The following is a 13,410-nucleotide window of genomic DNA, read 5'->3' on the forward strand; positions in this document are numbered from 1 at the left end:
GGGCGGCCGCATCGAGGACCGCCATGGCTGCATCGGCTCGCCCTACGGCTGCCATTGCGGATCCTTGCCGCTCAGCTTGCGATCGAGGAAGAAGGCGGTGCTGATCAGGGCCAGGTGCGACAGGGCCTGGGGCAGGTTGCCGAGGGGATAGCCGCGCTTGTCCAGTTCCTCGGCGTACAGGCCCAGCGGATTGGCGTAGCCCAACAGCTTTTCGAACTCCAGGTGGGCTTCGTCGACACGACCGGCGCGGGCCAGGCATTCGACGTACCAGAAGGAGCAGGCGACAAAGGCGCCTTCTTCACCCTTGAGGTTGTCCGCCGGGGTGTCGACCGGGTTGTAGCGGCGGATCATGCCGTCGTAGGCCAGGTTGGTCTTGATGGCGTCGAGGGTGGACAGCCACATGGGGTCGGTGGCGCTGACGAAGCGTACCAGGGGCATCAGCAGCAGGGCGGCGTCCAGACTCTTGCCGTGGCGGGTCGAGGTGAAATGACCCAGTTCGGCGTTCCAGAAGTTGTCCCAGATGTCTTCCTGGATGGCGGCGCGCGCGGCGTACCAGCGTTCATAGGGCATCGGCAGCGAGCGCTTGACCGACAGCCGCATGGCGCGGTCGATGGCTACCCAGCACATCAGCCGTGAATGCAGGAAGTGCTCGGGATCGCCGCGCATCTCCCAGATACCGGCATCGGGCTGGTTCCAGTGTTCGCAGACGTGATCGATCATCCGCACCACGTCCTTCCAGCCATGGTGGGAGATGGCTTCGCCATACTTGTTGGACAGGTAGATGGCGTCCATCAGCTCGCCGTAGATGTCCAGCTGGACCTGCTTGTAGGCCTCGTTGCCGATGCGCACCGGACTCGAGTTTGCATAGCCCGCCAGGTGGTCGAGGGTTTCCTCGGGCAGGTCCAGCCCGCCGTCCAGGCGATACATGATCTGCAGCTTTTCCGGGGCGTTGTGGCTGTTTTCCACGCACTGGCCCACCCAGTGGGTGAAATCCTTGGCTTCCTGGGTGTAGCCCAGGCGCATGAAGGCGTAGACGGTAAAGGAGGCGTCGCGGATCCAGGAGGCGCGATAGTCCCAGTTGCGCTCGCCACCCAGTGCCTCGGGCAGGCTGAAGGTGGCGGCCGCGGCGATGGAGCCGTGCTTGCAGGAGGTCAGCAGCTTCAGCGCCAGGGCCGAGCGGGTGACCATCTCGCGCCAGCGCCCCTGGTAATGGCTCTTGGCGGCCCAGGAAGTCCAGTAGGAGAGGGTGTCCTCGAAGCAGAGATCGCTCTGGCCGGCGACGACCTTGTCGTCTTCCTTGCAGCCAAAGACGAAATCCAGTTGCTCACCCTGTTCCAGTTCGAACTCGGCCGATGCGGCATTGCCGTCGACCCGCAGGGTGACGCTTGACGCCAGGCGCAGGGTCGGCTGGCCAGCGGCCTCGAACAGGGCGCCGCCGTCCACCAGGCGGGCGCGGGTCTCGGCGCGGGCATAGTCGTGGGCCGGCGCGCAGACCAGGCGGAAGCGGCAGCGGCCGGCCACCACCTGTACGCGGCGGACGATACGCGGCTTGGTATCTTCGCTGCTGCACACCGGCATCAGGTCGGTGATCTCGGCGACCCCTTCCGCCGACAGCCAGCGGGTCTGCAGGATGTTGGTATCCGGCAGGTAGAGCTGTTGCTCGCGGGCGTCTTCCCAGACCGGCGCCAGGCTGAAATAGCCGGCCTTTTCCGAGTCGAGCAGGGCGGCGAACACCGAGGGGCTGTCCAGATTCGGCCAGCAGAAGTGGTCGATGGTGCCGTCGGTGGCGACCAGGGCGCAGGTACGCAGGTCGCCGATGACACCATGGGCGCCGATACTGCGACGACCCTGTACGGAGGTGGAATCAGCCATTGTCTTCGAATCCCGGATAGAGGCACATGCCGCCGTCGACGAACAGGGTGGTGCCGACGATGTAGTCGGCCAGGTCGCTGGCGAGAAAGACCGCCGCGTTGCCCACGTCGTCGACATGGCCGACGCGCTTGTAGGGGATCAGCCTGAGCAGTTCGCGGGCCTTGGCCTCGTCGCCGGTCACCTCTTCATTGATGGCGGTGGCGATGGCGCCCGGGGCGATGCTGTTGACGCGGATGCCCTCGGCGGCGACTTCCTGGGCCAGGCTGCGCATCAGCAGATTGACCCCGCCCTTGGAGGCGGCGTAGTTGACGTGTCCAGCCCAGGGAATGACCTCGTGCACCGAGCTCATGTGGATGATCTTGCCGAGGGCGCGGGAAATGTTCTCGTCGCGGCCCTGCTTGCGGAACTGGCGGATCGCCGCCTGGGCGCAGAGAAATTGGCCGGTAAGGTTGGTGTTGATCACCGTGTTCCAGTCCTTGAGGGACATGTCGGCCACCGCCGCGTCCTTTTGCAGACCGGAGTTGGCGACCAGGATGTCCAGGCGGCCGAAGGCTTCCAGGGTGCGCTCGAACAGGGCCTTGACCGCGTCCTCGTCGCCGACGTCACCGCCCACGGCGATGGCGCGGCCTCCGGCGTCCTGGATGCGCCTGGCCAGTTCTTCGGCAGGTTCGGCGTGGGAGTGGTAGTTGATGGCGACGGCGGCACCGGCCTTGCCCAGGGCTTCGGCAACGGCGGCGCCGATCCCGGAGCTGCCGCCGGTGACCAGGGCGACCTGGCCGTTGAGGGAAAGCTGCATGTCCAGACTCCTGCGCAGAAAAGGTGTCTGACTGCTGACCGTTGCGCTCGCGTCTAGGTTCAGCCCGCGAGCGTTGCCGGATGTTCAGGCACGGGTGGTGCGGAACAGACTCATGCGGCGTTCCAGGTCTTCGGCCAGCTCCGCCAGCTGACGACTGGCCCCGGCGATCTGCTGCGACCCACTGGCGGTTTCCAGGGTGGCCGCGTGGATGCGATTGATGTTTTCGTTGACCTCTTCGGCCACGGCGGTCTGTTGCGCCGCGGCGGTGGCGATCTGCGCATTCATGGCGTTCACCGAGCCGACGTCCGCCTGGATGGCTGTCAGGGCCGCGACGGCGCGCTGGGTCAGCTCGGCGGTCTCGTGGGCCTGGCCGCGACTCTCTTCCATCTGCGCCGCGGCGCGTCCGGCACCTTCCTGCAGGGTGGCGATCATGCCGCGGATCTCGCGGGTCGATTCCTGGGTACGGGTCGCCAGGTTGCGGACCTCATCGGCCACCACGGCGAAACCGCGGCCCTGCTCTCCGGCGCGGGCGGCCTCGATGGCGGCATTCAGCGCCAGCAGGTTGGTCTGCTCGGCGATGCCGTTGATGACGGCGACGATGTTCTCGATGCTGGCGCTGTCGCTGGAGACCTGCTGCACGGTGACGCTGGCCTGCTCCAGGGCCTGCACCAGCTGACCGATGGCCTGGCCGGAGCTGGCGACCAGCCGGTTGCCGGTGTCCACCTGGGCACTGGCATTGCCGGTGGCCTGGGCGGCCTGGGCCGCGTAGCCGGCGACCTCGCCGATGGTGGCGGCCAGCTCGGTGACGGCGGCGGCCATGTGCTGGGCCTGGTTGGACTGCACATCGGTGTGGCGCTGGTTGGTCTGGGCGGTGTCCTGCAACTGGGCGGCAGCGGCGGCGACCGAACTGGCGGTATGGCGGACCTGGACGATGGTCTCGCCCAGGTGCGCGGTGGCGCTGCCCAGGGTGCCCATCACGCTGTCCGGATGACGGGTGGCGGGGCGCTCGTCCAGGTGCCCCTCGGCCAGCCGGCGGATGGCGGCGGCCACGACATGGGGTTCGCCGCCCAGGGTCGCGCCCATCTGGCGGATGATCAGGATGGAGACGGTCACGCTCAGCAGCAGGGCGAGGGCGCAGGTCACCAGCATCAGCCAGCGGAAGCCACCGGCGATGCCGCGGACCTCGGCCAGATGGCCGCTGGCGATGGCTTCCTCATGATCGATGAGCGCATTGATGCGCTTGAGCCACTCGACATAGGCCGGCGAAACGCGCTCCAGCAGGAACATCCGGGCGCCTTCCAGATCACCGGCCTGGCGCAGTTGCAGCAGGCGATCGGTCAGCGGCAGGGCGGTGCCTTCTATGTCCTTGATGGCCGCCAGCAGGCGCTGTTCCTCGGCAGTGGCGCCCTGGCTGGCATACAGCTGATCCATGGGCTCGGCGGACTGGCGATAGAAGGCCTTGAGGCGATCGATGTCGGCCAGGCGGCTGGCCAGAGGCGCGGCGTCGTGGATCAGTACCGTATCGCGAATGGCGATGGCGCGGTCGTGTACGCTGCCGCGGAAGTTGATGGCGTAACGCTGCTTGACGCTGGCGCCCTGGCTGACGGCGGTCAGGGTGTCATCGATGACGCCGACCCGCTGGACGCCGACGAGGGTGATCAGCAGCATCAGCACCAGGATCAGGCCGAAGCCCAGGCCCAGGCGGGCGGCCATGGAAAGAGGGGTGCGCATGGGAACCTCAGGAATCTATCGGAATGTGATATGGATCACATTTTGTGGTAAAGGTTTGCGCGATAACTCTTTTCCGGGGCGAGCGGTCATGGCCTCGGGATGAGTGGCCGTGCCAGAGCGACTGGCCAGGATTCAACCGTCGTCGCGTGGCTCCGTCAGCCGGTCGCGCCTGGCCAGGCCCGGGAACAGCTTCATCCAGACCCCGGTGATCACCAGGGTGCCGACGCCGCCCAGCACCACCGCCGGCACGGTGCCGAAGAAGTGCGCAGTGACCCCCGATTCGAATTCGCCGAGCTGGTTGGAGGCGCCGATGAACAGCCCGTTGACCGCACTGACCCGGCCGCGCATGGCATCCGGGGTTTCCAGCTGCACGAAGGAGCTGCGGATCACCACGCTGACCATGTCGGCGGCGCCCAGCACCACCAGGGTGGCCAGCGAGAACCACAGCGAGGTGGATAGCCCGAAGGCGATGGTGGCGACGCCGAACAGCGCCACCGAACCGAACATGATGCGGCCCACGTGACGATTGAGGCTGACGTAGGCGAGCAGAAAGGACATGCCCAGGGCGCCCACCGCGGGTGCCGAGCGCAGCAGGCCAAGGCCCCAGGGCCCGGTGAGCAGGATGTCGGCGGCGAACACCGGGAGCAGGGCGGTGGCGCCGCCCAGCAGCACGGCGAACAGATCCAGGGAGATGGCGCCGAGTACGTCCGGGCGACTCCTGATGAAGCGGATGCCGGCCAGCAGGTTGTTCAGGGTCGGCTTTTCCTTCTGGCTGGGCGTCTGCCGCGCCGGCAGGCTGGAGACCAGCAGGATGGCGATGCCATAGAGCACCAGCGCCGGGCCATAGACCCAGGCGGCGCCCAGGGCATAGAGCAGCCCGCCCAGAGCCGGGGCGATGATGGTGGCGCCCTGCATGGCCGAGGCCGCCGCGGCGATGGCGCGGGGAAAGATCGAAGGCGGCACGATGTTGGGCAGCAGCGCCTGGGTGGTGGGCTGCTCGAAGGCGCGGGCGGTGCCCAGGCAGAACGCCAGGATGAAGATCAGTTCGCGGGTTACCGCGTGATTGAGGCTGCCCACCAGCAGCACCAGGGCGATCAGTCCCTGGCCGGTCTGGCAGAGGGCGGCGACCCGACGGCGGTCGTAGCGATCGGCGACATGTCCGGTGTGCAGCATGAACAGCACCCGCGGCAGGAATTCCACCAGCCCCACCAGGCCGAGGTCGAGCACGTTGCCGGTGAGGGAATAGAGGTGCCAGCCGATGGCGACGGTGAGCATCTGGAAACTGCCGGCGGTACAGATGCGGGCGAACCAGAAGGCGACGAAGGGACGGTGGTGACGCAGCTGCAGGGTATCGCCGGACATGACTGGGGCTCGCGAGGGCAGAGGCGGCATCTTAAGCCACCCCGAGGCTGATCGTCATACAACTGCGGGGTGCGACAGCCTGCCCGATGCGACATCGAACCACGTAAGCAAATGTATCGAGGAGGACTATCCTAAAGCCTGACGTTGATCCACGTCAGCTTCCGACCTGGTCCTTTGGGCTAGCGGCGGCGGCGCCTTTTTAGCGTCCCGCTCGAACCCCAGGCGACGCCGGAGGTTCGAACCTCGGTCAGCGTCAACTCGACCGGCTGCTCTCGACGGCCGGCGTGCCTGAGAGGAATAGCTATGTTCGGCCTCGAAGCCCTGGATCTCGCCCGGATCCAGTTCGCCTTCACCGTGTCCTTCCACATCGTCTTTCCGGCGCTGTCCATCGGTACCGCGAGCTTTCTTGCCGTGCTCGAAGGGCTGTGGCTGAAGACCGACAACCACGTCTACAAGGATCTGTATCATTTCTGGCTGAAGATCTTCGCGATCTTCTTCGGCATGGGCGTGGTGTCCGGTCTGGTGATGGCCTACGAGTTCGGCACTAACTGGAGCGGCTTCGCCGACTATGCCGGCGCCGTGACCGGCCCGCTGCTGACCTACGAGGTGCTCACCGCCTTCTTCATCGAGGCCGGCTTCCTCGGCGTCATGCTGTTCGGCTGGAATCGCGTGGGCCGCGGCCTGCACTTCTTCTCGACGGTGATGGTGGCGATCGGCACCCTGATGTCGACCTTCTGGATCCTGGCCTCCAACAGCTGGATGCACACCCCGAGCGGCTACGAGATCGTCGATGGGCGCATCGTCCCGGTGGATTGGCTGGCGGTGATCTTCAACCCGTCGTTCCCCTTCCGCTGGGCGCACATGACCATCGCCGCCTACCTGTCGGTGGCCTTCCTGGTCGGCGCCTCGGCGGCCTGGCACCTGCTGCGTGGCAACGACAACCCGGCGGTGCGCAAGATGTTTTCCATGGCCATGTGGATGGCCCTGCTGGTAGCCCCCATCCAGGCCTTCGTCGGCGACGCCCACGGCCTCAACACCCTGGAGCACCAGCCGGCCAAGATCGCCGCGATGGAAGGCCACTGGGAGAACCCCCCAGGCGAGGCGACCCCGCTGATCCTGTTCGGCTGGCCGGACATGGAGCGCGAGGAAACCCGCTTCAAGCTGGAGATCCCGGTGCTCGGCAGCCTGATCCTCAAGCACAGCCTCACCGAGCCGATCCCGGCGCTCAAGGACTTCCCCAAGGAAGACCGGCCGCCGGCCTATGTGGTGTTCTGGTCGTTCCGCATCATGGTCGCCCTCGGCATGCTGATGATCGCCGCCGGCCTGTGGAGCGCCTGGCTGCGCTGGCGCGGCAAACTGTTCGAGACCCGCGGCTTCCTGCGCCTGGTCACCTGCATGGGGCCGGTCGGCCTCATCGCCCTGCTGGCCGGCTGGTTCACCACCGAGGTGGGCCGCCAGCCGTGGATCGTCTACGGCCTCCTGCGCACCAAGGACGGGGTGTCCAACCACAGCGTCACCCAGCTGAGCATCACCCTGGTGGCCTTCGTGGTGGTCTACTTCGCCGTGTTCGGCATCGGCACCCTCTATGCGCTGCGCATGATCGGCAAGGGTCCGCACACCGGTGAAGGCGACCTGCCCACCTCCGGCGGCCCGGGCACCGATCGTCATCCCAAGCGTCCGCTGTCCGGCGCCGATGGCGGCCTGGAAGAAGACAATCCCAATGACCAGCTGACCGGAGACCGCACATGAACGGCATCCCTGGCATCGACCTCCCGCTGATCTGGGCGATCATCATCATTTTCGGCCTCATGATGTACGTGGTCATGGACGGCTTCGACCTGGGCATCGGCATCCTCTTCCCCTTCGTCAAGGGCAAGGAAGATCGCGACGTCATGATGAACACCGTGGCGCCCATCTGGGACGGCAACGAGACCTGGCTGGTGCTCGGCGGGGCGGGGCTCTATGGCGCCTTCCCGCTGGCCTACGCGGTGATCCTGCCGGCGCTCTACCTGCCGCTGATCTTCATGCTGATCGGCCTGATCTTCCGCGGCGTGGCCTTCGAATTCCGCTTCAAGGTCCAGGAAGGCAAGGAAGCCCTGTGGGACAAGTCCTTCATCTTCGGCTCGCTACTGGCCAGCTTCTGTCAGGGCGTGGCCCTGGGCGCCTTCATCGAAGGCTTCCCGGTGGAGAATCGGCAGTATGTCGGCGGTCCGCTGGACTGGCTGACGCCCTTCTCGATGTTCTGCGGCCTGGGCGTCATCGCCGCCTATGCGCTGCTGGGCAGCACCTGGCTGATCATGAAGACCGAGGGCCCGCTGCAGGCCACCATGCGTCGCCTGACCAAGCCGCTGCTGTTCCTGCTGCTGGCCTTTACCGCGGTGGTGAGCATCTGGACCCCGCTGAGCCAGGCGGCCATCTCCGCCCGCTGGTTCAGCATGCCCAATCTGGTCTGGTTCCTGCCGGTGCCGATCCTGGTGGGCGTGGTGACCCTGGCCCTGCTGCGCGCCATCCTGCGCGAGGACTCGCACCACGCGCCCTTCCTGCTGACCCTGGCGCTGATCTTCCTCGGCTACAGCGGTCTGGGCATCAGCCTCTGGCCGAACATCATCCCGCCGGGCGTTTCCATCTGGGAGGCCTCGTCGCCGCCGCAGAGCCAGCTGTTCCTGCTCATCGGCACCCTGTTCATCATTCCGATCACCCTGATGTACACCTTCTGGGGCTACTACGTGTTCCGCGGCAAGGTCCGCGCGGGGGAGGGCTACCACTGATGGTCGGCCGCTCGCGCGAACCCAATCCCGCCGATAACAAGCCGCTCTGGCAGCGGCTCGCCTGGATGGCCGCCATCTGGGCCTGCAGCCTGGTAGCACTCGGCGTGGTGGCCTGGGTGCTGAGATTGGTGCTGACGGCGGCGGGGCTCAAGTCGCACTGACCCTTCCGTGTGTTGGTAGATGAGGCTGCGCCGTCATCCACCCTACGCAGGGCACGATCCTGTGCTGGAAAGCTACCCTTTACGCCAGACGCCCCTCTCCCGCTTGCGGGGGAGGGTTGGGGTGGGTCAACCTGCCGAGCTGATTTGCGGTGTGCTCGGTAGGCTTTTGTTCCGCCCTCGCCGGGCGGGTTACTTTTTTCAGTCGCAAAAAAAGTAACCAAAAACGCTCGCCCTGGTCATCCGGCCCTACGCTGCGCTCCGGGTCCCCTCGCTCCGCCGCTCTTCCGCCGGGCCGCCGTCGAAGGGCCGTCCTGGCCCTCGACGCCTTTCGCGGCATCCCTGCCGCTCACCCGCCTCCAGAGTGGCTGCGTTCGGCCTACTGAACAGGGCGCTTGGGTGCCGGCTGAAAGTGTCTTTTTAAAAGGCTGATCAGTTCTTCTCTTCTCTTTTCTTCTCTTCCCTTCTCTTCACATGTTTCTTGGCGGCACTGATTCAGTAGATCAGCAGGTTTGGAACGCAGGTCTGCTCTATGACGCCCAACTCTCAGCCGGCACCCCAGTGCCCCGTTTGGCCGGTCGAACGGCAGTGTCGCGGAAGTGGGTGAGCGGCATGGATGCCGCGAAAGAGGCCGAGGGCCAGGACGGCCCTTCGGCCACGGCCCGCTGGAGCGGCGCTGACGTGAGGGCATCCTGCGCAAGGCGCAGGACCGGCCAGTCGGGGCGAGCGTTTTTGGTTACTTTTTTGGCAATTGAAAAAAGTGACCCGCCCGGCGGGGCGGAACAAGGATCGTCAGCAGATTCCTAAAATCAGCTTGGCGGCCTGAGCAAAAGCACTACCCCCACCCCAACCCTCCCCCGCAAGCGGGAGAGGGGGCAGTCCGGCGTGAACGGGTCAAACGCCGCGCATCAGCCGCGGAGCTGATTAAAACTGCAACGCAGCCCACTCCCCAAACCTACAACTTTTCCCAGTTATCCCGCTCCCGCCCGCCCGCTAGCCTGACTCCGTTCCCATCGCGACGAGGAAGGCATCCATGCAGGTTCAAGAAGGCTACGCCGATTTCCAAGGCCACCAGACCTGGTACCGGGTCACCGGTGAGCTGGCCAGCGGGCGATTACCGCTGGTGGTGGCCCACGGCGGTCCCGGTTGCACCCATGACTATGTCGACAGCTTCAAGGACCTGGCCGAGCACGGCTGGCCGGTGGTGCATTACGACCAGCTGGGCAATGGCCGTTCCACCCACCTGCGCGGCATCGATCCGGGATTCTGGACGGTGGAGCTGTTTCTCGACGAGCTGAACAACCTGCTGCGCCACCTGGGTATCGGCCAATACGCGCTGCTCGGCCAATCCTGGGGCGGAATGCTGGCTGCCGAGCACGGGGTGCGTCAGCCTGCAGGACTGCGGGGGCTGATCATTGCCAATTCGCCTGCGTCGATGGCGCTCTGGCGCGCGGCTGCAGCAGGGCTGCGGGCCGAGTTGCCGTCCGCGGTGCAGGCCACCCTGGAGCGCCACGAGGCCGCCGGCACCACCGACTCGCCCGAGTATCGCGCCGCCAGCCAGGTCTTCTATGACCGCCATGTCTGCCGGGTGCAGCCGCTGCCGGCCGAGGTGGTGCGGACCTTCGCCGCCATCGACGCCGATCCCACCGTCTATCACGCCATGAACGGTCCTACCGAGTTCCATGTGATCGGCAGTCTGCGGGACTGGAGCGTGATCGAGCGGCTGGCGCGGATCCAGGTGTCGACGCTACTGATCTCCGGGCGTCACGACGAGGCCACGCCGGCCTGCGTGGAGCCCTTCGACCGGCTCATCCCGGACGTGCGCTGGCGCATCTTCGAGAATTCCAGCCACATGCCCCACGTGGAAGAACGCGAGGCCTGCATGGCCACCGTGGCGGACTTTCTCGCCGAGGTGGAGCGCGGTTAGGCCTCGGCGTCGAGGGCCGCAGCGATCTCGTCGATGCGGGTCTGGCGGTCGTCGGCCTGCAGGCGCGACCGCGGATTGAGCGCTGACCATTCCGGATGGGCTCGGGCCACCTGCACGGCGGCGGGCAGCTTGCCTTCGCGCCAGCGCTGCTCGTCAGGCGCGGCCACTTCGATGGCACCTTGGGCGGCGTGGCCGCGGATTTCCAGCGCCGCCAGCAGCTGACGCTGCCGCAGCGCCAGCAGGCGCAGCACGGCATCGTCGATGGACAGTTCCCGTCCGCCGCGCAGCTTGCCGAACAGCCGCCGGCCATAGTGGCCGCCGGTCTGGGCCAGGCCACCGGCCAGGGCGCCCAGTACCGTGGCGGCGCCCAGGGTCAGGCCGCCGGCGAGCAGGTCCAGACCGACCCCTGCAGCCGCCCCGGCCGCCACGCCGCCGCCCAGGCGGATGCCGAGCAGGCGCAGGGTTTCCGGATTGAACAGGTCATCGCCCCAGCGGCCGTCCAGCAGCGGCAGGTCGCTGGCATGGGCATCGCCCGGGCGAAAGCCGAACAGCCGCAGGAGTTCTTCCACACAGCGTTGTTCACGGGTGCGCAGGGCGTCGCGCAACTCGGCGGTCGCGGTACTGACCTCGGCTTCGCCCGGCGCCACGCTGCGCCGGGCGGCGGCGGCGTCCACCAGCAATTCGGCGATCAGCCGCACGCCTTGCTGATGGCGGCGGCGGGCCTGCTCGGCATGGTCGGCGATCAGCCGTTGCAGCGCCGGACGGCCGCTTTCCAGCAGGGTCGCCAGGCTTTCGTAGAGACGCGCCTCGCCATCCGCGGGCGGGGCGACGCTGTCGAAGCGCACCAGGGCGTGCAGGCCGAGACGGGCCAGGATGGCGCGCCAGTCGTCGGCGCGGTGACCGTCGGCGGCGACGAAATTGAGCACCGGCACCAGCGGCCGCCCGCAACCAGCCAGCACCGCCAGTTCGTCGCGGTACTTGGCCAGCACCGGCTCGCGGGCGTCGATCACATAGAGCCCGGCATCGGAGGCGCGCAGCTGGCGGATCACCTTGGCCTCCTGCTCGAATCTCTGGCGTGCTTCCACGCTGTCGAGAAAGCGATCGAGCAGGGTGGCGGCGTCCAGGCGTTCGCCGGGTCTTTCCAGTTGCTCCAGGTAGTCGCGCAGGGCGATGGCGTCTTCCAGGCCGGGGGTATCGTAGAGCTCCAGCAGGGCCTCGCCGTCCACCGACAATCGGGCACCCTCGACATGGCGGGTGGTGCTGGGACGATGGGAGACCTCGCCGAAGTCGATGTCGCGGGTCAGGGTGCGCAGCAGTGAGGTCTTGCCGACATTGGTGTGACCGACCAGCGCCAGGCGCAGGGGGCCGCTCATGGATTCGTCTCCAGCCAGGCCAGTTCTTCGAGATCGCCGGCGCAGTGTGCCAGACGCAGGGCGTCCAGCGCATGCCGCCAGTTGTCCAGGCGGACCGGATCGAGCTTGCTGCCCAGGGGCGCGGGCAACAGCCAGACGCGGGTCGCCGTGGCACAGCGCGACAATTCTGCCAGCAAGGCCAGGGTACCGCGATCCGGCGACCGGCGCGGATCGCAGGCGATCAGCAGGCGGCGCGCCGGATAGCGGGTCAGCTGTTCGAGCAGATGGCGCCGGCCCTGGCCATCGTCAAGGATGCCGGCATCGCGCACGCCCTCGGGCAGCGGCGGCGGCCAGGTATGGTCGGTGAGTTCGATGCCCACCAGCAGCGCCTCGTCGCCGATGCGGGCGAGACCGCCGGCGTCCTGCGGGGGCAGGTGGGCGGGGGCGGCGTCGTTGATGCCCAGACGTTCGCTGGTGGGCAGCAGGCGTTCGCGCAGTTGCAGATAGCCCGGGCGCTCGACGTCCAGCCGCAGCCGTTGGCGACCGCGTCGCCAGCGCCACAGGCAGAGCAGGGTCAGCAGCAGCCGTGGCAGCAGGCCATAGACCAGTACCACGCCCAGCAGCCAGCCGGCCCAGGCCTGACGTGCCGTCGCCAGGGGGCTGGCGGCATCGCCACTGGCGGCGATGCTGGCCGGATCGGGCAGCGGAAAACCCAGCAGCTGGGGCAGGGCGCCGAGTACCTGGGTGAGCAGCACGAAGGTGTCGCTGCCAAGCAGGGTGGTCTCCCAGACGAACAGATAGCTGCGCCCGGAAAGCAGCGCCAGCAGGGTCGCCAGGGCGCTGCCGAGGATCAGCAGCCAGAGACCGTGTACCAGCCCGCCCAGCGCCCAGGGCAGCAGACGGGCGCGGCCGAGCAGCCCGACCAGCGCGGGCCCCAGGTGCAGGGCCCGGGCATCGCGCGCCAGGCGGCCGGAGAGCCACAGCCAGAGGCGCGCCAGCGGCGAGGCCAGCTGGCGGCCGCCGCCCAGCAGGCCGAGGGTCCAGACCAGCAGGCTGAGCAGATTGAGCCCGAGCAGACTGCCCAGCGCCCAGAACACATTGACCGGGCGACTTCCATCACCCAGGGCCCCGGCGGCGAGTCCCGCGCCGCAGAACAGCGCGACGATGCCCAGCAGCCAGGCGGCCAGCAGCGCACCCTGGCGCCAGCGGCGCCGCGCCGCCAGCAGGCCGTCGCGCTGGCCGAGCAGACGGGCGCGCGTCACCAGCCGCGACTCGAAGGGGCCACCGGCCGCACGCGCCTGGCGATTGGCCTCGGCGTCTTCCAGCGGGCCGCTGTCTTCCTCGGTCAGGCGCAGGGCTTCGGTGAGCCAGAGATCCTCGAAGGCGGGAGAGGGGAGTGCGGTCACGCGTCGACGCCCTTGCGGCAAAGACGCCGAGCATAGTC

Annotated in this window: 10 protein-coding genes; 4 read left to right on the plus strand and 6 right to left on the minus strand. The window is 67.5% G+C overall.

The genetic code is table 11. The features are described from left to right. Positions 1-42: 42 nt before the first annotated feature. From BGI51_RS12465 to BGI51_RS12480, 4 genes are all read right to left on the minus strand, one after another. A complete protein-coding gene (locus tag BGI51_RS12465; protein WP_187978526.1) occupies positions 43-1,872 on the minus strand; it encodes a glycoside hydrolase family 15 protein in 1,830 nt (609 codons plus the stop codon). Continuing rightward, the gene (locus BGI51_RS12470) at positions 1,865-2,668 is read right to left on the minus strand and encodes an SDR family oxidoreductase (protein ID WP_187978527.1); all 804 of its coding nucleotides are present in this window, start codon (positions 2,666-2,668) and stop codon (positions 1,865-1,867) included. Before BGI51_RS12470 ends, BGI51_RS12465 begins: the two co-directional genes overlap by 8 nt. Positions 2,669-2,752: 84 nt before the next feature. Next, positions 2,753-4,399, minus strand: a complete 1,647-nt coding sequence (locus tag BGI51_RS12475; RefSeq protein ID WP_252977071.1) for a methyl-accepting chemotaxis protein — start codon at positions 4,397-4,399, stop codon at positions 2,753-2,755. Positions 4,400-4,531: 132 nt separating this feature from the next. After that, complete coding sequence (locus BGI51_RS12480; RefSeq protein WP_187978528.1) at positions 4,532-5,761, minus strand: MFS transporter; 1,230 nt, start codon at positions 5,759-5,761, stop codon at positions 4,532-4,534. Positions 5,762-6,064: 303 nt separating this feature from the next. On the opposite strand from BGI51_RS12480, the gene BGI51_RS12485 reads away from it, so the two are divergent. From BGI51_RS12485 to BGI51_RS12500, 4 genes are all read left to right on the plus strand, one after another. Next, positions 6,065-7,510 (plus strand): cytochrome ubiquinol oxidase subunit I, encoded by a 1,446-nt coding sequence (locus tag BGI51_RS12485; protein WP_133862892.1) that lies wholly within the window; start codon positions 6,065-6,067, stop codon positions 7,508-7,510. Beyond that, a complete protein-coding gene (gene cydB, locus BGI51_RS12490; RefSeq protein WP_133862893.1) occupies positions 7,507-8,529 on the plus strand; it encodes a cytochrome d ubiquinol oxidase subunit II in 1,023 nt (340 codons plus the stop codon). The genes BGI51_RS12485 and cydB overlap by 4 nt, the downstream gene beginning before the upstream one ends. Then, positions 8,529-8,690: a DUF2474 domain-containing protein gene (locus BGI51_RS12495; RefSeq protein ID WP_160923579.1), complete on the plus strand. Its 162-nt coding sequence runs from the start codon at positions 8,529-8,531 to the stop codon at positions 8,688-8,690. The genes cydB and BGI51_RS12495 overlap by 1 nt, the downstream gene beginning before the upstream one ends. A gap of 1,030 nt (positions 8,691-9,720) precedes the next feature. Then, positions 9,721-10,614 (plus strand): proline iminopeptidase-family hydrolase, encoded by an 894-nt coding sequence (locus BGI51_RS12500; protein ID WP_187978529.1) that lies wholly within the window; start codon positions 9,721-9,723, stop codon positions 10,612-10,614. Here BGI51_RS12500 and BGI51_RS12505 read toward each other — a convergent pair. Continuing rightward, positions 10,611-11,987 (minus strand): GTPase/DUF3482 domain-containing protein, encoded by a 1,377-nt coding sequence (locus BGI51_RS12505; RefSeq protein WP_187978530.1) that lies wholly within the window; start codon positions 11,985-11,987, stop codon positions 10,611-10,613. The genes BGI51_RS12500 and BGI51_RS12505 overlap by 4 nt on opposite strands. Continuing rightward, on the minus strand, positions 11,984-13,372 hold the full coding sequence (locus tag BGI51_RS12510; RefSeq protein WP_187978531.1) for a DUF2868 domain-containing protein: 1,389 nt from the start codon (positions 13,370-13,372) through the stop codon (positions 11,984-11,986). Before BGI51_RS12510 ends, BGI51_RS12505 begins: the two co-directional genes overlap by 4 nt. Positions 13,373-13,410 lie beyond the last annotated feature (38 nt).

It is taken from the genome of Pseudomonas oryzihabitans, from assembly GCF_014522265.1.
Taxonomy (GTDB): Bacteria; Pseudomonadota; Gammaproteobacteria; order Pseudomonadales; family Pseudomonadaceae; genus Chryseomonas; species Chryseomonas aestiva.

Coding starts and splice junctions, on each gene's coding strand:
- BGI51_RS12465 (WP_187978526.1), bottom strand. CDS start 1,872: ATGGCTGATTCCACCTCCGTACAGGGTCGTCGCAGTATCGGCGCCCAT.
- BGI51_RS12470 (WP_187978527.1), bottom strand. CDS start 2,668: ATGCAGCTTTCCCTCAACGGCCAGGTCGCCCTGGTCACCGGCGGCAGC.
- BGI51_RS12475 (WP_252977071.1), bottom strand. CDS start 4,399: ATGCGCACCCCTCTTTCCATGGCCGCCCGCCTGGGCCTGGGCTTCGGC.
- BGI51_RS12480 (WP_187978528.1), bottom strand. CDS start 5,761: ATGTCCGGCGATACCCTGCAGCTGCGTCACCACCGTCCCTTCGTCGCC.
- BGI51_RS12485 (WP_133862892.1), top strand. CDS start 6,065: ATGTTCGGCCTCGAAGCCCTGGATCTCGCCCGGATCCAGTTCGCCTTC.
- cydB (WP_133862893.1), top strand. CDS start 7,507: ATGAACGGCATCCCTGGCATCGACCTCCCGCTGATCTGGGCGATCATC.
- BGI51_RS12495 (WP_160923579.1), top strand. CDS start 8,529: ATGGTCGGCCGCTCGCGCGAACCCAATCCCGCCGATAACAAGCCGCTC.
- BGI51_RS12500 (WP_187978529.1), top strand. CDS start 9,721: ATGCAGGTTCAAGAAGGCTACGCCGATTTCCAAGGCCACCAGACCTGG.
- BGI51_RS12505 (WP_187978530.1), bottom strand. CDS start 11,987: ATGAGCGGCCCCCTGCGCCTGGCGCTGGTCGGTCACACCAATGTCGGC.